Source organism: Planomonospora corallina, from assembly GCF_042650625.1.
Lineage (GTDB): Bacteria > Actinomycetota > Actinomycetes > Streptosporangiales > Streptosporangiaceae > Planomonospora_B > Planomonospora_B corallina.
In genome coordinates this window covers 731,787-751,423 of the sequence record NZ_JBHSBM010000017.1, presented here as the reverse complement: position 1 = coordinate 751,423, position 19,637 = coordinate 731,787, and the positions used below count along the sequence as shown (strand labels likewise).

The 19,637-nt window shown below is 74.3% G+C and carries 12 protein-coding genes and 2 pseudogenes; 10 read left to right on the top strand and 4 right to left on the bottom strand.

Annotation, left to right across the window (positions count from 1 at the left end):
- The first annotated feature begins 73 nt into the window (after positions 1-73).
- Complete coding sequence (gene ybaK / locus ACFOWE_RS16550; RefSeq protein WP_377288595.1) at positions 74-574, top strand: Cys-tRNA(Pro) deacylase; 501 nt, start codon at positions 74-76, stop codon at positions 572-574.
- A 187-nt stretch (positions 575-761) separates the two neighbouring features.
- Positions 762-2,156 carry an amidase gene (locus ACFOWE_RS16545; protein WP_377288593.1) on the top strand — a complete coding sequence of 465 codons (1,395 nt, stop codon included), beginning with the start codon at positions 762-764 and terminating at the stop codon, positions 2,154-2,156.
- Positions 2,157-2,218: 62 nt separating this feature from the next.
- Here ACFOWE_RS16545 and ACFOWE_RS16540 read toward each other — a convergent pair whose 3' ends face one another.
- A complete protein-coding gene (locus ACFOWE_RS16540) occupies positions 2,219-2,776 on the bottom strand; it encodes a hypothetical protein (protein ID WP_377288591.1) in 558 nt (185 codons plus the stop codon).
- A gap of 108 nt (positions 2,777-2,884) precedes the next feature.
- Here ACFOWE_RS16540 and murA point away from each other — a divergent pair, with 108 nt between their 5' ends.
- The 3 genes from murA (at position 2,885) to ACFOWE_RS16525 (ending at position 7,784) form a co-directional block, all read left to right on the top strand.
- On the top strand, positions 2,885-4,201 hold the full coding sequence (murA, locus tag ACFOWE_RS16535) for a UDP-N-acetylglucosamine 1-carboxyvinyltransferase (protein ID WP_377288589.1): 1,317 nt from the start codon (positions 2,885-2,887) through the stop codon (positions 4,199-4,201).
- A gap of 52 nt (positions 4,202-4,253) precedes the next feature.
- Positions 4,254-6,569, top strand: a complete 2,316-nt coding sequence (locus ACFOWE_RS16530) for a transglycosylase domain-containing protein (protein ID WP_377288587.1) — start codon at positions 4,254-4,256, stop codon at positions 6,567-6,569.
- 102 nt (positions 6,570-6,671) lie between these two features.
- A complete protein-coding gene (locus tag ACFOWE_RS16525; protein WP_377288586.1) occupies positions 6,672-7,784 on the top strand; it encodes a carboxylate-amine ligase in 1,113 nt (370 codons plus the stop codon).
- Positions 7,785-7,903: 119 nt separating this feature from the next.
- Here the strand turns inward: ACFOWE_RS16525 and dnaE are convergent, their stop codons facing one another.
- The 3 genes and pseudogenes from dnaE to ACFOWE_RS16510 form a co-directional block, all read right to left on the bottom strand.
- The gene (gene dnaE / locus ACFOWE_RS16520; RefSeq protein WP_377288584.1) at positions 7,904-11,428 is read right to left on the bottom strand and encodes a DNA polymerase III subunit alpha; all 3,525 of its coding nucleotides are present in this window, start codon (positions 11,426-11,428) and stop codon (positions 7,904-7,906) included.
- Positions 11,429-11,651: 223 nt separating this feature from the next.
- A pseudogene (locus ACFOWE_RS16515) lies at positions 11,652-11,936 on the bottom strand (chorismate mutase); the annotation flags it as partial.
- A 171-nt stretch (positions 11,937-12,107) separates the two neighbouring features.
- A pseudogene (locus tag ACFOWE_RS16510) lies at positions 12,108-12,587 on the bottom strand (hypothetical protein); the annotation flags it as partial.
- A gap of 350 nt (positions 12,588-12,937) precedes the next feature.
- Here ACFOWE_RS16510 and ACFOWE_RS16505 point away from each other — a divergent pair.
- Genes ACFOWE_RS16505 through ACFOWE_RS16485 form a run of 5 tightly spaced genes read left to right on the top strand, consistent with a single transcriptional unit; the run spans position 12,938 to position 19,523 of the window.
- A complete protein-coding gene (locus tag ACFOWE_RS16505; protein WP_377289167.1) occupies positions 12,938-15,457 on the top strand; it encodes a serine/threonine-protein kinase in 2,520 nt (839 codons plus the stop codon).
- Between the two features lie 60 nt (positions 15,458-15,517).
- Positions 15,518-17,674, top strand: coding sequence for a serine/threonine-protein kinase (locus ACFOWE_RS16500; RefSeq protein WP_377288582.1), 2,157 nt, complete (start codon positions 15,518-15,520; stop codon positions 17,672-17,674).
- On the top strand, positions 17,671-18,513 hold the full coding sequence (locus ACFOWE_RS16495; protein WP_377288580.1) for an AraC family transcriptional regulator: 843 nt from the start codon (positions 17,671-17,673) through the stop codon (positions 18,511-18,513). Before ACFOWE_RS16500 ends, ACFOWE_RS16495 begins: the two co-directional genes overlap by 4 nt.
- Positions 18,514-18,534: 21 nt before the next feature.
- Positions 18,535-19,215 carry an AzlC family ABC transporter permease gene (locus ACFOWE_RS16490; RefSeq protein ID WP_377288578.1) on the top strand — a complete coding sequence of 227 codons (681 nt, stop codon included), beginning with the start codon at positions 18,535-18,537 and terminating at the stop codon, positions 19,213-19,215.
- Complete coding sequence (locus ACFOWE_RS16485) at positions 19,212-19,523, top strand: AzlD domain-containing protein (RefSeq protein WP_377288576.1); 312 nt, start codon at positions 19,212-19,214, stop codon at positions 19,521-19,523. Before ACFOWE_RS16490 ends, ACFOWE_RS16485 begins: the two co-directional genes overlap by 4 nt.
- Positions 19,524-19,637 lie beyond the last annotated feature (114 nt).

The following is a 19,637-nucleotide window of genomic DNA, read 5'->3' as shown; positions in this document are numbered from 1 at the left end:
GACCGCCTTTACGCTGTAGATTCACAGCTGGGGCCGCGTCGCGGGCCCGCGCCCGGCCGCTACGCTGCCCCCCATGGGCAAGTCGAAGAGCGCCGGGGGCCAGGGCACCCCCGCGACGATGGCGCTGAGCCGGGCGAAGGTGGACTTCACCCTCCACCCCTACGAGCACGACCCGAATGCGCAGGCCTACGGCGAGGAGGCGGCCGACGCGCTCGGCGTGCCGCACACGCGGATCTTCAAGACGCTGGTGGCCGAGGTGGATGGCGGGCTGGCGGTCGCGGTGGTGCCGGTGGCGGGCAGGCTGGACCTCAAGGCGCTGGCCGCGGCGCTGGGCGGCAAGCGCGCCGCGATGGCCGAGGCGGCCAAGGTCGAGCGGGTCACCGGCTACGTGGTGGGCGGGATCAGCCCGCTGGGGCAGCGCAAGCGGCTGCCGACCGTGGTGGACTCCTCCGCGCTGTCCTTCGAGACGATCTACTTCTCCGCCGGCCGGCGCGGCCTGCAGATCGAGACCTCCCCCGCCGAGCTGGTCCGGCTGGCGGAGGCGGTCACCGCCGCCATCGCCAAGACCGGCTAGCCGCCGCGGCTCCCCGGCCGGAGCGGGTAGTTCTGTCGAAGGTTGCCGACGCGCGCCACGGCGGCCGCGGGCGAGACTGCGCCGGACACCGTGTCACGCGCGGGCGGCCCGCACGGTGACCGGCCGGAGCCCTGGCCGGGCGCCGTGCGGCCAGCGCGCGGGCCGCGACGACTCCCCGGGGGGACGCATGCACTACCTGACCGCCGTCGAGATGCTCCGGCTGCTGCGCGAGCGGCGGGTCGGCGCAGTGGAGCTGCTCGAGGCCCACCTGCGGCGCATCGAGGAGACCAACCCGGCGGTCAACGCGATCGTCACGCTGGTGGCCGAGCGCGCCCTCGCCGAGGCGCGGGAGGCCGACCGGGACCTGGCGCGGGGCGTCTGGCGCGGGCCGCTGCACGGGCTGCCGGTCGCGCACAAGGACCTGACCGAGACCGCGGGCGTGCGCACCACGTACGGCTCGCCGCTCTTCGCCGGCCACGTGCCGGAGCACGACGCGCTGATCGTGCGCCGGATGCGCGGGGCCGGGGCGATCACCCTCGGCAAGACCAACACCCCCGAGTTCGGCACCGGCTCGCACACGGTGAACCCGGTCTTCGGCGCCACCCGCAACCCCTACGACCTGTCACGCTCGGCAGGCGGGAGCAGCGGCGGGTCCGCCGCCGCGCTGGCCTGCGGGATGGTCCCGCTGGCCGACGGCACCGACGTGGGCGGCTCGCTGCGCAACCCGGCCTCCTTCTGCAACGTGGTGGGGCTGCGGCCGACGCCGGGACGGGTCCCGGCGCCGTCGGCCGCGGCCGCCTGGTTCACCCTGGGCGTGCCCGGGCCGATGGCCAGGACGGTCGCCGACCTGACGCTGCTGATGAGCGTGGTGGCCGGGTTCGACCCCGCCTCCCCCTTCGCGATCGCCGAGAGCGGCGCGGTCTTCACCGAGCCGCTGGACCTGCTGGACCTGAGCGGGCTGCGCGTCGCCTGGAGCCCCGACCTGGGCGGACTGCCGGTGGACGCCCGCACGGCCGCGGTCACCGCGACCGCCCCGGCCGTGCTGGAGGGGCTGGGCGCGCGCGTCGAGCGGGTCGACCTCGACCTGTCGGACGCCGAGGACGCCTTCCGCACCTGGCGGGCCTGGTACTACCTGCTCTCCTACGGCGACCTGCCGGCCGAGTCACTGGGCGAGAACACCCGGTGGAACGTCGAGCGGGGCCGCGAGGTGACCGGGGCCGACCTGGCCCGCGCCGAACGGCTGCGCAGCGGCCTCTACCAGCGGATGAGCGCCTTCTTCGACACCTACGACTTCCTGCTGGCGCCGGTCAGCCAGGTGCCGCCGTTCCCGGTGGACGCGCCGTACGTCACGGAGATCGGCGGCGAGCCGCTCCCCGACTACCTGGCGTGGATGCGCTCGGCCTACTGGATCAGCGTGCTGCACGCCCCGGCCGCGTCGGTGCCGTGCGGGTTCACCCCGGACGGGCTCCCGGTCGGGGTGCAGATCGTCGGGCGGCCCTTCGCCGACCTGCGGGTGCTCCGGCTGGCCCACGCCTTCGAACAGGCCACCGGGCACGGGCTGCGCAGGCCGGAGCTCCGCTGACCCCGCTCCGGGCCCGCGCCGGGAGACCGGGCGGCACCGGCCGGGCCGGAGGGTCCCGCAGCCTACCTGTCCTCGCCGCTGATGTCGTAGGAGGAGATCTGCCCGTAGGGGCCGCGCCCGCCGAACGGGCGGCGCAGCGGCGAGTCCTGGTAGGCGGCGACGCCCTCCAGCGCGGTGAAGACCCCGGCCGCGAGCATCGGCCAGGCCACGAGCACGCCCTGCGCGGTCAGCTCCAGCGGCCCGGCGACCGCCTGCACGTCCCGCCCGGAGGCCGCCACGTTCACCGCGCCCAGGTTCAGCGCCGCGCCGACCACCGTCGTCAGGTAGCCGGCGAGCAGCCCGCCCGCGGCCAGGCCCAGCACCACGGCCAGCGGCCGGCCCCGGCGCGAGAGCAGGTATCCGGCGGCGCCGCAGAGCAGTCCGAACCCGCCGGTGACGACGGCGAACCAGCCGTCGGCGGCGATGAGCGCCTGGGTGGAGGAGTCCGCCAGGACCGGGCCGCGCTCGGTCACCACGTACGGCGGGCGCGGCGCGAGGTAGGACCACAGGGCTCCGGCCGCGACCGCGAGCACCGCCAGGGCGAGCACGGTGACGGCGAAGTCGCGCGCGTGACGCCCCAATGATCCGCCTCCCTGCAGCTCTTCAGGATGTGATGCTCTGCCCGATGTTACCGAGTCGTCCAGTTGTCTATACCAATGCAGTGGTTCGAATCCCGTTACGCTGTGCGGGTGAACGAAGAGGTATGGCTGATCGAGCCCTCCGGCCCGCTCCGCGGCGACGTCGAGGTGCGCGGGTCCAAGAACGGCGTCTCCAAGCACATGGTGGCCGCCATGCTGGGCGACGGCGAGAGCATGATCCAGAACGTCCCCGACGTGGGCGAGGTCGGGATCACCGCGCAGATGCTGCGGGCGCTCGGCATCAACGTGGACATCACCCCCCGTGAGATCGTCATCGAGCGCGGACCGGAGATCAACCCGCACGTGCCCGCGGCGTTCACCGGTCTCAACCGGATCCCCATCCTGATGCTCGGCCCGCTGCTCCACCTGGCGGGCGAGGCGTTCGTGCCGCTGGTCGGCGGCGACCCGATCGGGCGGCGGCCGGTCGACTTCCACGTCGACGCGCTGCGCGCGATGGGCGCCGAGGTCGAGGTGAGCGACACCGGCGTCTACGCCAAGGCCAAGCGGCTGCGCGGCACCCGGATCGAGCTGCCGTACCCGAGCGTCGGCGCCACCGAGACCATCCTGATGTCGGCCGTGCTTGCCGAGGGCAAGACCGTGCTCAAGGGCGCGGCCACCGAGCCCGAGGTCGTCGAGCTCGCCCTGTTCCTGCAGCGCATGGGCGCGCTCATCGAGCTCAGCCCGGACCGGCGCATCGTGATCGAGGGCGTGGAGAAGCTGCACGGCGCCTCCACGTGGCTGAACGGCGACCGGATCGAGGCGTTCTCCTACCTCGCGGCCGGCCTGATCACCGGTGGCCAGGTCCGGGTGCACGGCTGCCCGCAGGACCGCCTGGTCACCGCGATCACCACGCTGGCCAGGATGGGCGCCCAGCTGGACATCACCGACGACTACCTGTCGGCCTCGGCCCCCGGCGGGCTGCGCGCCGCCGCGGTGCAGACCGACACCCACCCGGGCTTCATGACCGACTGGCAGACCCCGCTGATGGTGCTGTTCACCCAGGCCCAGGGCATGTCGGTGCTGCACGAGACGGTCTTCGAGAACCGGCTGGTCTACGTGCCCGCGCTGCAGAAGATGGGCTGCGAGATCGAGGTCTTCGACGTGTGCCTGGGCGGCCCGGCCTGCCGCTACCACGACACCAACGCCAAGCACTCGGCGGTCGTGCGGGGCGTGTCCAAGCTCCGCGGCGCCGACGTGACGCTGCCCGACATCCGGGCCGGCTTCTCCGCCGTCCTGGCCGCCGCCGCCGCGGAGGGGACCTCGACGCTGCGCGGCGTGCACCACATCGAGCGCGGCTACCACCGGCCGTTCGAGCAGTTCGCCTCGCTGGGACTGGACATCCGTCGAGAGAAGGTGGGCAGCGAGTAAGGGTTCGCAATCAGGCGTTTAACGGTGGTGGTCCGGTCGCACGTTACTCTCTGTGACATCACGACATGCCAAGGGACGTGACAGGAGAGACTGTGACGACAGGCGCGGCCCCGTCGTGTGCCTGTGCGTCCTGCTGGTCTGCGGGATGCTCGCGGGAGCGCTGGCGACGGTGGCCGCGCTGCCGCTGGTCGGCGTCACCGGCCTCGCGGTGCGGCAGGCGAAGGGCACCTTCGTCGACCTGCCGCCCAGCCCGCGCGAGGACCCGCTCCCGGAGCGCACCGTGCTCCTGGACGTGCACGGCCGCCCGTTCGCCCAGTTCTACTCGGAGAACCGGACGATCGTCGACCTCGAGCAGGTCGCGCCCGTCATGCGCCAGGCGATCGTGGCGGTCGAGGACGCCCGGTTCTTCCAGCACGGCGGCCTGGACCTCAAGGGCACGCTCCGCGCCCTGATCACCAACACCCAGGCGGGCGCGGTGCGGCAGGGCGGCTCCTCCATCGCCCAGCAGCTCGTCAAGAACATCCTGGTCGCCGGCGCCGAGACCGACGCCGAGCGCGCCCGGGCCCAGGCGCCGAACCTGCAGCGGAAGATCGCCGAGCTGCGGTACGCGCTGGCGCTGGAGAAGAAGTACACCAAGCCGCAGATCCTGGAGCGCTACCTCAACATCGTCTACTTCGGCGCCGGCGCCTTCGGGGTGGAGGCCGCCGCCCGGCGGTTCTTCTCGGTCCCGGCCTCCCGGCTCTCCCTGCCGCAGGCCGCGACGCTGGCCGGGGCGGTGCGCACGCCGTACGGGACGGACCCGGCCCTGGGCAGGAAGCAGCAGCAGCGGCTCAAGCAGCGCAGGAACCTCGTGCTCGACCGGATGGCCGACGTCGGGTTCGTCACCCGCGCCGAGGCTGACGCGGCGCGGCGCAGCCCGCTGAACCTCCGCCTCCAGCCCGCGCCGGGCGGCTGCAGCGAGAGCGCCCACCCCTACTTCTGCGTCTACGTCCACCGGGAGCTGCTGACCAACCCGGTCTTCGGCCACACCCGCGCCGAGCGCGAGCGCCACCTGGCCAGGGGCGGCCTGATGATCCGCACCACCCTGGACCCGGCCGTGCAGCGCGCGGCGGACAGGGCCATCCAGGCCCGGGTCTCCCCGCACGACACCGAGGTCGCGGCCGAGGCCATGGTCGTGCCGGGCACCGGGGCGATCCGGGCGCTGGCGGCGAGCAAGCGGTACGGCCGCAACCCCGGCGACCGCAAGCACGGCCCCCGCACCACCTTCAACCTGCCCGCGGACGCGGTCCACGGCGGCGGGATGGGCTTCCAGGCGGGCTCCACGTTCAAGGTGTTCACCCTGGCCACCGCGCTCCGCCAGGGCTGGCGGTTCAACAGGGGCTTCCGGACCCCCGGCCTGTTCGTGCCCGCCCGGGGGTTCACCGACTGCAGGGGCCGGGCGGTCAACGACCCCCGCGCCAGGATCTTCAACGCCGACGGCCGCCGCCGGGGCGGTCCCTTCAGCATCTCCACCGGCACCTGGAGGTCGGTGAACATCTTCTTCATGATGCTGGAGCAGCGGGTCGGGCTCTGCCCGGTGGTGCGCACCGCCAGGGCGCTCGGCATCACCCGGGCGGACGGCTCCCCGTTGCGGGAGGTCCCGACGTTCACCCTCGGCATCAACGAGATGGACCCGCTGACGGTCGCCGCGGCGTACGCCGCCTTCGCCGCGCGGGGCCGCTACTGCCGCCCGATGGCGATCACCGCGGTCGTCGGCCGGGACGGCGAGCGCACGGCGATCCCGCCCAGCTGCCACCAGGCGATCGACCGCGGGGTGGCCGACGCGGTCAACCGCGTGCTGAGCGGCGTGTTCGGCAGCGGGACCATGCGGGGGCAGGGCATCGGCCGCCCGGCCGCGGGCAAGACGGGGACCAACAACGGCTACACCTCGGCCTGGTTCGCCGGGTACACCCCGCACCTGGCCGCGGCGGTCAGCGTGGGCGACATCCGCGGCTCCTACCGCCACCCGCTCCGCAACGTGGTGATCGGCGGCCGGTACTACGGCTCCGTGCAGGGGGCCTCCCTGCCCGGCCCGATCTGGACGGCCTCCGTGTCCGCCGCCCTGCGCGGCGTGCCCGCGGCCTCCTTCCACCCGCCGGACATGAAGCGCTTCGGCGGCGGGTTCACGCCCCGCCCGGCCAAGGTGAAGAAGGACGGGCGGCCCCGGGCGGGCGGCGAGGGGCACGGCCGGGCCCGGAGCCGGACCTGGCGGTTCCCCGACCGCGGCTGGCAGCGGCCCGGAGGGCGGCAGTGGAAGCGTGACCGCGGCTGGCAGCGGCCCGGCCGGGGCTGGAAGCGCGACCGCAGGTGGCGCGACCCCGACCGCTGACCTCCCGCCCCGGTCTCCGGGGCCGCCCCCGGCGTGCGGAAGCCCGGTTTCTGGGCAAAGAGCGGAAGATTCTCAGTCGTCCGCACGTCAGGGGTGGTCACGTTGGCGGGTCTCGCGGAGCCGATCGCGGTCGGCGTCGAAGAGGAGTTCCATGTCGTCGATCTGGAGACCCGGCGCCTGGTCCCCCGCGCCGGCGTGCTGCTGGAGCGGTTACCCGAGGACCGCTTCACCCACGAGCTGCAGCGCTCGGTGGTGGAGGCCAACAGCAGGCCCTTCGTCCGCCTGGCGGACCTGGCACACGACCTGACCGCGCTGCGCCGTACGGTGATCGCCGCGGCGGACGGGCTGGGACTGGGGATCGCCGCCGCCGGGAGCGTGCCGCTGGTGGACACCGAGGCGCTGAAGATCTCCCCGGACCCCCGCTACGAGCAGATGCTCGCCGACTACCAGCTCCTCACCCGCGAGCAGCTGATCTGCGGGGCCCAGGTGCACGCCGAGGTCTCGGACCGCGACCTGGCGGTCGTCATCTCCCACCGTCTGGCCCCCTGGCTGCCGCCGCTGCTCGCGCTGAGCGCGAGCTCGCCCTACTGGCTGGGCACCGACACCGGCTACGCGGGCTACCGGCCGCTGATCTGGCAGCGCTGGCCCACCGCCGGACCGGTGGCGGCCTTCTCCTCGGCCGCGGAGTACGACCGGGTGATCGCCGATCTCATCCGCTCGGGCGTGATCACCGACCCCGGAATGATCTACTTCGACATCCGCCCGTCGGACCACGTGCCCACCGTCGAGCTGCGGATCTGCGACGCCTGCCCGCTGGTCGGCGACGTGGTGCTGCTCGCGGGGCTGTTCCGGGCGCTGGTGGCGCGGGAGCTGGAGGCGATCCGGACCGGGACCGGGCACGGGGTCCGGCTGGAGATGGTGCGCGCCGCGACGTGGCGGGCGGCCCGCTCCGGGCTGGAGGGCGACCTCGTCGACCCGGTCGAGGGCGTGCCCCGGCCGGCCGGCGAGGTGGTCCGGCGGATGGTGGACGGCCTGCGCCCGCAACTGGAGGGGACCGGCGACTGGGAGCTGGTCTCCCGGCTGGCCTGGGACGCGCTGGCCCGGGGCTGCTCCGCGGCCCGCCAGCGCGCGGCCTTCGCCCGCGCCGGCCGGCTCTCCGACGTGGTGGACCTCGTCCTCGCCGAGACGCGCTCCCAGGAGTGGGAGGCCGCCTGACGGCGGACCGGCGCCACGCCCGCGCGCCGGCCTGCCGGGCGGCCACCGCGCCCCCCGGCGACGAGGCGGTCATCGGTGCGCGGGCCCGGCGCCCGCCGGGCCCGCGCACCGGACCGGCGTCATCCGCTCAGGCAGGCGGGGCCCAGCAGCTCCTTCAGATCGCCCATCAGGGCCGGGGACGGCGAGACGCGCAGCCGGTCGTCCAGGCGCATGACGGTGGTCTTCGGGCCGTTGTGGATGTGCAGGCGGACCTCGGTGGTGCCGGGGTGGGTGGTCAGGACCTCCTTGAGCCGGCCGACCACCGGGGGCGTGCAGCGGTTCAGCGCCATGCTCACCAGCAGCGGCCCGCCCGCCTCGGCGGTGGCCAGGTCGGGGGCCGTCACCTCCATGGCGATGATCTTGCCGATGTCCTCGCGCTTGTCCAGCCGGCCCTTGACGAAGACGATGGCGTCCTCGGCGAGGATCGTCGAGCAGAGCTGGTAGGCCGAGGGGAAGATCATCACCTCGATGGCGCCCTCCAGGTCCTCCAGCGTGGCCAGCACCCAGGTGTCGCCCTTCTTGGTGACCTTGCGCTGGACGCCGGAGAGGATGCCGCCGACCGTCACGATCTGGCCGTCGGGACGGCTCTCGTCCTGGAGCGCGGCGACCGAGCAGTCGGCCCCCGCGGCGAGGATGTGCTCGACGCCGAAGAGCGGGTGATCGGAGACGTACAGGCCGAGCATCTCCCGCTCGAACGCCAGCAGGGTGGTCTTGTCCCACTCGCCCGGCGGGATCTGCACGTCGAAGGTCTGGTCCTCGGCCCCGTCCACCGCGCCGAACAGGGAGTCCTGCCCGATCGCCTCGTTCTTCTTGATGTCGATGACCGCGTCCACGGCCTGCTCGTGGACCAGCACCAGGCCCTTGCGGACGTGGCCGAAGGAGTCGAACGCGCCCGCCTTGATCAGCGACTCGATGACCCGCTTGTTGCAGACGATCGCCGGGACCTTCCGCAGGAAGTCCTTGAAGTCGGTGAAGCGGCCCTTCTCCTTGCGCGCGGAGATGATCCCGTCGACGACGTTGCCGCCGACGTTGCGGATCGCCGACAGGCCGAACCGCACGTCGCTGCCGCGCGCGGTGAAGTCGAAGTCGGACTCGTTGACGTCCGGCGGGAGCACCTTGATGCCCATCCGGCGGCACTCGTTGAGGTAGAGCGCCGACTTGTCCTTGTCGTCCTTGACCGAGGTGAGCAGCGCGGCCATGTACTCGGCCGGGTAGTTGGCCTTGAGGTAGCCGGTCCAGTACGCGACCAGGCCGTATCCCGCGGTGTGGGCCTTGTTGAAGGCGTAGTCGGAGAACGGCAGCAGGATGTCCCAGAGCGCCTTGATCGCCGCGGCGGAGAACCCGTTCTCCTTCATGCCGGCTTCGAAGGTCTCGTACTGCTTGTCGAGTTCGGCCTTCTTCTTCTTGCCCATCGCGCGGCGGAGCAGGTCGGCGCCGCCGAGGGAGTATTTGGCGACCTTCTGCGCGATCGCCATGACCTGCTCCTGATAGACGATCAGGCCGTAGGTCGTGTCGAGGATCTCCCTGAGCGGCTCCTCCAGCTCGGGGTGGATCGGGGTGATCTCCTGCTGGCCGTTCTTGCGCAGCGCGTAGTTGGTGTGCGAGTTGGCGCCCATCGGGCCGGGCCGGTAGAGCGCGAGGGCCGCGGAGATGTCCTCGAAGTTGTCGGGGCGCATCAGGCGCAGCAGCGAGCGCATGCCGCCGCCGTCCAGCTGGAACACGCCCAGCGTGTCGCCCCTGGCCAGCAGCTCGTAGGTCCTGGTGTCGTCCAGCGGCAGGTCGAGCAGCTCGATCTTCTCGCCGGTGTTGGCCTCGACGGCCTTCAGGCAGTCGTCGATGATCGTCAGGTTGCGCAGGCCCAGGAAGTCCATCTTCAGCAGGCCGAGCGTCTCGCAGGTCGGGTAGTCGAACTGCGTGATGATCGCGCCGTCGGAGTCGCGGCGCATGATCGGGATGTAGTCGGTCAGCACCTCCGACGACATGATGACGCCCGCGGCGTGCACGCCGGTCTGCCGGATCAGGCCCTCCAGGCCGCGCCCGAGGTCGACCGCCGCCTTGACGTCGACGTCCTCCTCGTACAGCTTGCGCAGCTCCCCGGCCTCGTTGTAGCGCGGGTGGCCGGAGTCGAAGATGCCCGAGAGCGGGATGTCCTTGCCCATCACCGCGGGCGGGAACGCCTTGGAGACCTTGTCGCCCAGCGCGTACGGGTAGCCCAGGACGCGGGCCGCGTCCTTGATGGCCGCCTTCGCCTTGATGGTGCCGAAGGTGGCGATCATGGCGACCTTGTCGGAGCCCCACTTCTCCGTCACGTAGCGGATCACGTCGCCGCGCCGGCGCTCGTCGAAGTCGATGTCGACGTCGGGCATGGAGACGCGCTCGGGGTTGAGGAAGCGCTCGAAGATCAGGCCGTGCGGGATCGGGTCGAGGTCGGTGATGCCGAGGGCGTAGGCCACCAGGGAGCCCGCCGCCGAGCCTCGGCCCGGCCCCACCCGGATGCCGTTGCGCTTGGCCCACATGATGAAGTCGGCGACCACGAGGAAGTAGGACGGGAAGCCCATCTGGATGATGACGCCGAGCTCTTTCTCGACCCAGGCGCGGTGCTCGTCGTCGACGCCGTCCGGGAAGCGGCGGCGCATGCCCTCCCAGACCTGCTCGCGGAAGAACTCCTCCTCCGTCATCCCGTCGGGGACGGGGAAGGTCGGCATGAGGTTCTTGTAGGTGAACATGCCGGCCGGGTCGACCCTCTCGGCGACCAGCAGCGTGTTGCGGCAGCCCTCGGCCCACAGGTCGGAGGAGTCGACCGCCCGCATCTCGTCGGCGGTCTTGATGTAGTAGCCGCTGCCGTCGAAGCGGAAGCGGTCGGGGTCCGACAGCTGCTTGCCGGTCTGGATGCACAGCAGCGCGTCGTGGGAGGTCGCGTCCGACTCGTAGGTGTAGTGCGAGTCGTTGGTGACCACCGGCGGGATGCCCAGCTCCTTGCTGATGCGGGTGAGCCCGTCGCGGACCCGGCGCTCGATGTCGAGGCCGTGGTCCATGATCTCCAGGAAGTAGTTCTCCTTGCCGAAGAGCTCCTGGTACTTCGCGGCGGCGGCCAGCGCCTCGTCGTACTGGCCCAGGCGCAGCCGGGTCTGCACCTCGCCCGAGGGGCAGCCGGTCGTGGCCATCAGGCCCTCGGCGTGCTCGGCGAGGATCTCGGCGTCCATCCGGGCCCACTTGCGCACGAAGCCCTCGGTGTAGGCGCGCGAGCTGAGCTTCATGAGGTTCTTCAGGCCGCGCTCGTTGCGCGCCCAGATGGTCATGTGGGTGTAGTAGCCGCCCGCCGAGACGTCGTCCTTCTTCTGGTGCGGCTCACCCCACAGCACCGGCTTCTTCTGGTGGCGGGAGGCGGGGGCGACGTAGGCCTCGATGCCGATGATCGGCTTGACCCCGGCCCCGGTGGCCTGCTTGTAGAAGTCGTAGGCCCCGTGCATGTTGCCGTGGTCGGTGATCGCGATGGCGGGCATGCCGAGCTCGCCGACCTGCTTGAACATCTGCTTCAGACGGGCGGCTCCATCGAGCATGGAGTACTCCGTGTGAACGTGAAGATGCACAAACGAGTCGGGCATGCGGCCTTCGTCCTTCCCCTTGTCCCACGTCGGCGAGGGAAGCTTACGCCCGTTTCCCCGGGTGCGGGACGCCCTCGCCCCGCTCCTGTCCGGGCCCTCGTCCGGAGCCCCGCCCGGCCCCTTCCCCGGCTTCCCCGGCTTCCCCGGCCTCCTGGCCCGCTCCCTGCCCGGGACCGCCCGCCGCGGCGGGCAGGCCGCTCCCGGACGGTTCCGCGGCGGCCTGCCGGGCGCGGCGCTCCTCCGCCAGGTGCAGCCCCGCCTCGATGACGGCGTTCATGATGGGCGCCAGCCGGGCCTCTCCGAGGGAGGGGGCCCGGCGGGCCATCTCCGCGACCAGGCGCCGCTCGCGTTCCAGGTCGCGCCCGGCGAACCCGCCGACCGGCTTGAGCCGCTGCACGATCCCGGCCAGCTCGGCGCGGCGCTCCAGCAGGACCGCCAAGGCCGCGTCCACCCGGTCGATGGCGCCGCGGGCGGCGAGCACCGAGCCGGGCTCCTCCCGGCGGGTCAGCGCGCCGACGACCCGTACGGCCTCCTGTGCGGCCGCGGTGGCCTCCGGCGCCGCGTCCGGGGCCAGCAGCAGCCCGTCGGCCCCCGCGGCGACCGCGGCGGCGGCGAGCGCCGCGTCGCCCCCCAGCCCGGCCAGGACGGGGCGGCCGGAGCGCCGCGCGGCCTCGCGCATCAGGGCCAGGTCGGGCGGGGCCGCCGGCGCGCCCGACCGGCCGCGTCCGCCGCCCTCGCAGAGCACCACGTTCTCCCCCGCCTCGGCGGCGCAGTAGTCGGCGACGGCGAGCCACTCCGCCAGCGACGTGGCCGGGCCGCGCTGGACCACCACCGGCAGGCCGAGCCGGGAGACCGCCCGGACCAGCCGCAGGTCCCGCGTCCAGGCCGACCCGACCAGCACCGCGTCGGCCATCGCGGCGATCTGCGGCAGGTCGTCGGCGCAGGACGGCTCCACCAGGACCGGTCCGGCCCAGCCCGCCCGGACCGCGGACAGCGCCTCGGCCGCGGACGGCCATCCGTGCGGCGCGCGCAGGTCGGCCAGGCGGGCGTCCGCGCCCGGGCCTCCGATCACCACGGCCGGGCCGCCGCCCAGCTCGAGCGTTCCCAGGTGGACGGCCTGGTGCCGCGTCCGCGCGGCCGGCCGTACGGTCAACGACATCTCGGCTCCAGATGCTCGGCCGGTGCGCATCCTGCGGACCGGCGGGTGCGGGAAGCAAAAAAGGCAGAGACGATGTCTCTGCCTCGCCGGCTCAGGATGGTCGCTGGATCACGCCTCGGGTGACCGGCCCTCCGGAGCCGGCCTGGTAAACGCGTGACAGCGGTTCATACGGACCACACTAGGCCATCACCGCCCTATTCGCCACACTGCGGGATTGGCGTCTCAAATGCCGGACAGATCTCCCGGTTTCCCCGAACCCGTGCCAGGTAGGACGGTAGAGCCCTCCGGAGGGTCGGGGCAGATCCCTGTTTATGGGAGGATCTTCTCCACTGTGAGGGAGGTTGACGCTGGTGATGCAGTCGGAGGGGAACCGGGAAGGGCGACGCGTCGCGGGCCGCTACCACCTCCTGGAGCCCATCGGGCGGGGCGGGATGGGCACGGTCTGGAAGGCCCATGACGAGCTCCTCGACCGGACCGTCGCCATCAAGGAGGTCCGCTACTCCGCCGCCCTCGGTGAGGACGTCCAGACGCTCAACCAGCGCATGATCCGGGAGGCCCGCGCGGCGGCCCGGCTCAGCCACCCGAACGTCGTGATGGTCTACGACGTGATCGAGGAGAACGAGCAGCCCTGGATCGTCATGCAGCTCGTGCCGTCCCGCTCGCTGGGCCAGGTGCTCCGCGAGGACGGCCCGCTCCCGCCCCGGCGCGTGGCCGAGATCGGGCTCGCCCTGCTGGACGCCCTGCACAGCGCGCACGACGCCGGGGTGCTCCACCGCGACGTCAAGCCGGAGAACGTGCTGCTCGCGCAGAACGGCAGGGTCGTGCTCACCGACTTCGGCATCGCCAAGCTCGACTCGGAGAGCACCCTGACCATGACCGGGGTGGCGGGCACCCCGGCGTTCATCGCGCCGGAGCGGCTGCGCGGCCTGCCCGCCCGGCGGGAGTCCGACCTGTGGTCGCTGGGCGCGACGCTGTACGCGGCGGTGGAGGGCAGGTCCCCGCACGACCGCAAGCTGCCGCTGCCCACCATGCACTCGGTCATGACCGACCCGCCCGACCCGGCGCACAACGCGGGCCCGCTGCTGCCGGTGCTGGAGGGGCTGCTCCGCAAGGAGCCCGTCCAGCGGCTGACCTACGCCGAGGCCTCGGCCATGCTGCGGAAGGTGACCGAGGGCCGCGCGCCCACGCAGCCGTCGTGGCTGGTCCGCCCGGCCTCCCCCGCTCCGGGGCCCGGCGCCCCGTCCGCCGCGCCCTCTTCGCCCGCGCCGGAGGGCGCCTCCCCCGAGCGGCGCAAGCCGTACGGGTCGCAGGCCCCCCGCAGGCCCGCGGCGTCCCCCGGCGCGGCGTCCTCCCAGGCGTCCTCCCATGCCTCTCCCAGGGCGGCGTCCGGATCGCCGTCCCAGGCCGCCGGCGGGGCCGTGCCGCCCGCCCGGGAGAGGTCCGTGACCCCGCCCGGGCGGGAGAAGGTCGTCCCTCCGTCCCCGGGCGGCTCCCCCGGCGGTTCCCCCGCCGGCGCGGCCGCTCCGGCCCGGCTGGACGGGCCGGCCGGACCCCGCGGGTCCTCCGGGCCGCGCGGGCGGGACGAGGCCGCCGGCCGTGCGGAGCCCGGGGACGCGCCGGAGGCCGCCCCGGTGATCCCGCAGACCGGGCACGTCTCCGCGCCGCTCCCCGCCGGGGAGGCCCTGCCGCACGGCGGGGACGCCGCACCGGCCGCCGGGGACGGCACGGCCGGTTCCGGCGGGACCCCCGCCGAGGCCGTCACCGGGGACGGGGAGACCGCTGCCGCGACCCCCGCTGAGGCCCCCGCGGAGACCACTGCCGGGACCGCCTCGGGAGACTCCGGGCAGGACGCGGTCGCGGAGAAGGAGACCGCACCGACCCTGAAGGCCGCCCCCGCCGAGGAGCCTCCCCCGTCGGGCCCGGCGGACCCGTCGGCCTCGGCGGTCTCCCCGTCCCCGGACATCAGGGCGTACGTCAGGAACCTGGTCCCCGAGGAGCCAGCCGACGCCGCGCCGGCCCCGCCCCGGCCGACCGCACCCCTGCCGACCGCGCCCCGGCCCGCCAGCCGAGGGCGCACGCAGGAGCGGGGACGGCCCGCGGCCGCCGGGATCGCGGCGCTCACCGGGATCACCAGGGCCACCGGGATCACCAGGGCCACCGCCCTGCCTGGGGTCCGGCGCGCCCTGCCCGTGGCGGTGGGGGCGCTGCTGCTGGTGGGCACGGTCGGCGTCTGGGCCGGCATGAACAGCGACGAACCGGAGGCGGCGGGGCGGTCCGGCCCGGGCACGAGCGCGCCCGCCTCGCCCCCCTCCGACCCGGGAGAGTCCTCCGGCGGAGGCGCGGAGCCCTCGGAGTCCGAGTCCGCCTCCAGCCCCGCGCCCAGCCCGTCGGAGAGCGAGAAGAAGAAGGAGAAGAAGGACGAGTCCGCGCTCCCTTCCGGCTGGCGCATGCACAAGGACCGCTTCGGCTTCTCGATCGGCCTGCCCAAGGGCTGGAAGGTCATCGAGCGGGAGGGCCCGCGGGTGACGTTCGGCGACCCCGACGACAGCCGGCGCTTCGTCATGATCGACTACACGGACAAGCCCGGCTCGTCCGCCAAGAAGGACTGGGACGACTACGAGCCCCAGGCCCGCCACAACTTCCGGGGATACAAGCTCATCTGGATCAAGACCGTCGACTACATGGAGGACGCCGCCGACTGGGAGTTCACCTGGCGGACGAGCTACGGCAAGGCCCGGGTGCGCAACCGGGGGTTCGTCACCGAGGGCGGGCGGGGCTACGCGATCTACTGGCACACCCTCGCCTCCCGCTGGAAGAAGGACCTGAAGCTGTTCGACGGCTTCGCCTCGACCTTCTCGTCGAAAAAGTAGGGCCCCGCCCGACCGGCTACGATGCGGGGGATTCAGGGGCCGAGGGGAGTCGACCGACACATGACCGAGCGGAAGGTCGCGGGCCGCTACCAGTTGCTCGAGCCCATCGGCGAGGGCGGGATGGGCGTCGTCTGGCGCGCCCACGACGAGCTCCTCGACCGGGTCGTCGCGGTCAAGGAGGTCCGCTACCGCGGGATCGACGAGACCGCGCGGGCCGACCTGAACCAGCGCACCGTCCGGGAGGCCAAGACCGCCGGGCGGCTCGACCACCCGTCCGTGATCATCGTGCACGACGTGGTCGAGGAGGACGGGCGGCCCTGGATCGTCATGCAGCTGGTGCGCTCGCGCTCGCTGGGCGAGGTCGTCCGCGAGCGGGGGCCGCTGGCCCCCGCGCGGGCGGCGGCCGTGGGCCTGAGCGTGCTGGGCGCGCTGCGGGCCGCGCACGCCGCCGGGGTGCTCCACCGCGACGTCAAGCCGGAGAACGTGCTGCTGGCCGACGACGGCCGGGTGGTGCTGACCGACTTCGGCATCGCCGCGAACTCCCACGACACGGGCATCACCCGCACCGGCGGGATGGTCGGCACCCCGGCGTTCCTGCCGCCCGAGCGGCTGCACGGCCTGCCCGCCACGCCGGAGTCCGACCTGTGGTCGCTGGGCGCCACGCTGTACGCGGCGGTGGAGGGCCGTCCGCCCTTCCAGCGGGACACGGCCGCCGCCACCATGATGGCCGTGCTCTCCGGCGAGCCCGCGCCGCTGACCTGCTCCGGTCCCCTCGCCGCGGTCATCACCGGCCTGATGGTCAAGGACCCCGCCGCCCGCATGGGCGCCGGGGAGGCCGAGGCCCTGCTCACCCTGGCCGCGGGAGGCCAGACCGTCCCGGAGGGGGCTCCCCCTCCCCCGCCGCCGTCGGCGGAGGCGCCCTATCCCGCCTCGCTGGCCGCGCCCTCCGCCCCCGCGGCCGGGACGCGCCCGTCGCGGGGCGGCACGGGCGGACGCTCCTCCGCGGACCGCCCCTCCCGCACGGACCGATCCTCCGGCCGCACGGACCGCCCCTCCCGCACGGACCGATCCTCCGGCCGCACGGGTCCTTCCCCGCGCTCCGGCGGGGTGGCCCCGCCCGGCCCGGCGCCCGCGTACGGCGGGCCGCCCGGGCCCGCGCACCCGGCGGCCCCCGGCGCGTACCGGGACGTCCCCGGTGCCCCCCAGTCCTCTCCCGGCGTCTCCCCCGGCGCCTTCCCCGGTCAGGCATCCGAGCCGTCCCGGTCCGCGCGTCCCGGCGCGCCCTCCCCCGCCACCCCGGGCGACCCGTTCGCCGCCACCCCCTTCCCCGCCACCCCGGGCGACCCGTTCGCCGCCACCCCGAGGCCCGCGGCCGGACCGGCCGGCCACGCGCCCGTGCCGTACCCGGGCGGGCCCGCGCACCCGGCGCCGGCCGCCTTCCCCGCCCACCCGGGCGGACCCGCGGGGACGGCCGGGACCGGCCGCCGGTCCCGGCGGGAGCACCCGACCCTCGCCGGGAGCCCCGCCTCCTCCTGGCCGTCGGCCAGGAAGCTGGCCCTCGCGGTGGGCGCGCCGGTGCTCGCGGTCGCCGTGGGCGTGGGCGGCTGGCTCGTCCTGCGGGACGGCGGGACCTCCGCGGCGGCGGACCGGCCGGCCGGTGACGCCGGACCCGCCACGGCGCCTCCCACGGCGCCCTCCAGCGGGACCGGCCGCACGCCCGGGGCCTCCCCCGCCCCGGACTCCACCGCCCCGGACTCCACTGCGGGCTCCGGGACCGGCCGGCTGCCGAAGGGCTGGCGGTGGTACGAGGACCCCGAGATGGGCTTCACCGTGGCGATCCCGCGGAAGTGGACCGCCAGGCGCGCCACCGACCGCAACCGGGTGGAGTTCCGGGCGCCGGGCGCGGCGAGCTTCCTGTGGATCGAGTCGACCGAGGATCCCGAGGTCGACCCGGTCAAGCACTGGGAGAAGGTCGAGAAGGTCATCAGCGTGCACCGGCAGAGCTACCGCCGGATCGGCATCACCCCGCTGAGCTACCGGGGCCTGGCCGCCGCCGACTGGGAGTTCACCTACACCAGCGGGGGCGTGCCGATGCACGTGCTGGACCGGGGTTTCCGCACCGCGGACGGCACGCCGTACGCGATCTACTGGGAGAGCCCCGAGGACCGCTGGGACCGCGCCTACTTCGACCGGTTCACCGACACCTTCCGGCCATGAGCGCGGAGCCGGGCGGGGAGGCGGCGCGGTTCTGGCGGAACCCGGCGCTGCCGGGCGTGGACCTGCTCAAGGCCCGCTACGTCACGCACCGCTTCACCCGGCACGTGCACGAGCAGTACGCGATCGGGGTGATCCTGTCCGGGGTCGAGGAGTTCGACTACCGGGGCGAGCGGCACCGCGCCGGCGCCGGGGCGGTGGTCCTGGTCGACCCCGAGCAGGTGCACACCGGCCACGCGGGCGTGCCGGACGGCTGGGCCTACCGGATGCTCTACCCGTCCGTCGAGGTGGTCTCCGGCGTCGCGGCGGAGCTGCTGGCCGGGCGGGGCACGCCGTACTTCCCCGAGGCCGTGGTCTCCTCCCCGCACGCCGCCTCCCTGCTGCGCGCCGCCCACGCCGCCGCCGAACACGGCGACGACCTGGCCTCCTCCAGCCTGGCCCGCGCGGCCTTCGGCGCGCTGGTGCGGCGCCACGCCGCCCGCCGCCCGCTCCTGCCGCCGCGGGACGCCGGGGACCGCGCGGTACGGCTGGCCCGCGAGATCCTGCACGGGAGCCTCGTCGACCCGCCGACGCTGGAGGACCTGGCCCGCGCCGTGGAGGCGCGGCCGTTCGCGCTGATCCGCGCGTTCAAGGCCGCCACCGGCCTGCCCCCGCACACCTACCTGAACACCCTCCGGGTACGGCGGGCACGCTCCCTGCTCGACGCCGGGACGCCACCCGCCCGGGTCGCCGCGGAGGTCGGCTTCACCGACCAGGCCCACCTGAACCGGCACTTCAAACGGATCGTCGGCGTGCCGCCGGCCGCCTACCAGCGTGCAGGAACGTACAAGACCCACCCTTGAACCGGACATAACCTCACTCGCATGGAAACAACCACTCGTTCCTCTGCGGTCAGGGACGGGCTGGGCGTGGGGATCGCGGTGGGCCTGTCCGGGGTGGCCTTCGGCGCCGCCGCCGTCACCGCCGGGCTGAGCGTGGCCCAGGCGTGCGTGCTGAGCCTGTTCGCCTTCACCGGCGCCTCGCAGTTCGCGCTGGCCGGCGTCGTGGCGGGCGGCGGCAGCCTGGCGGCGGGCGCCGCGGGCGCGCTGCTGCTCGGCGTCCGCAACGGCCTGTACGGCCTGCGCCTGTCCGGCCTGCTCGGCGCCCGGGGCTGGCGCCGCCTCCCCATCGCCCACGGGGTGATCGACGAGACGACGGCGGTGACCCTGGCCCAGCCGGACGCAGAGTCGGCCCGGACCGGGTTCTTCGTCACCTTCGCCAGCCTCTACCTGACCTGGAACGCCACGACCCTGCTCGGCGCGCTGGGCACCTCGCGGGTGGCCGACCCGGCGGTGTTCGGGCTGGACGCGGTGGGCCCGGCGACGTTCCTGGCGATCCTCTGGCCCCGGCTGACCGGCTCCGGCCCCGAGGCCCGCACGCTCCGGGCGGTCGCGGCGGGCGGGGCGGCCGTGGCGCTGGCCGCGACCCCGTTCGCCCCCGCGGGCGTGCCCGTGCTGCTGGCCGCCGCGGCCGTGCTCGCCGTCGTGCTGAGGAGTCCGCGATGACCGTCTGGCAGGCGGTGATCGCCGTCTCCCTGGGCTGCTACGCGCTGAAGCTGGCCGGGCTCTCGGCGCCGCGCCGGGTGCTCGACCACCCGGGCGTGCAGCGCTTCGCCGCGCTGGTCCCGGTGGCGCTGCTGGCCGCGCTGATCGCGGTGCAGACCTTCGCCGAGGGGCAGGCGCTGGGCCTCGACTGGCCGCGCACCGCGGGGCTGGGCGCCGCCGTGGTCGCGCTGCTGCTGCGCGCGCCGTTCCTGGTGGTGCTGGTGGCCGCGGCGGCCGTCACCGCGGCGCTGCGATACGCCGGGCTCTGACTCCGGAGGACCGCCGGAACGACCCCGGGCTCTGGTCCCCGGCGATCTCCGGCGGTCCCTGCTGATCCCCGGCGGCCCCGGTTCCCGCCCCCCGGGGAGCGCGGCGGCCGCCCG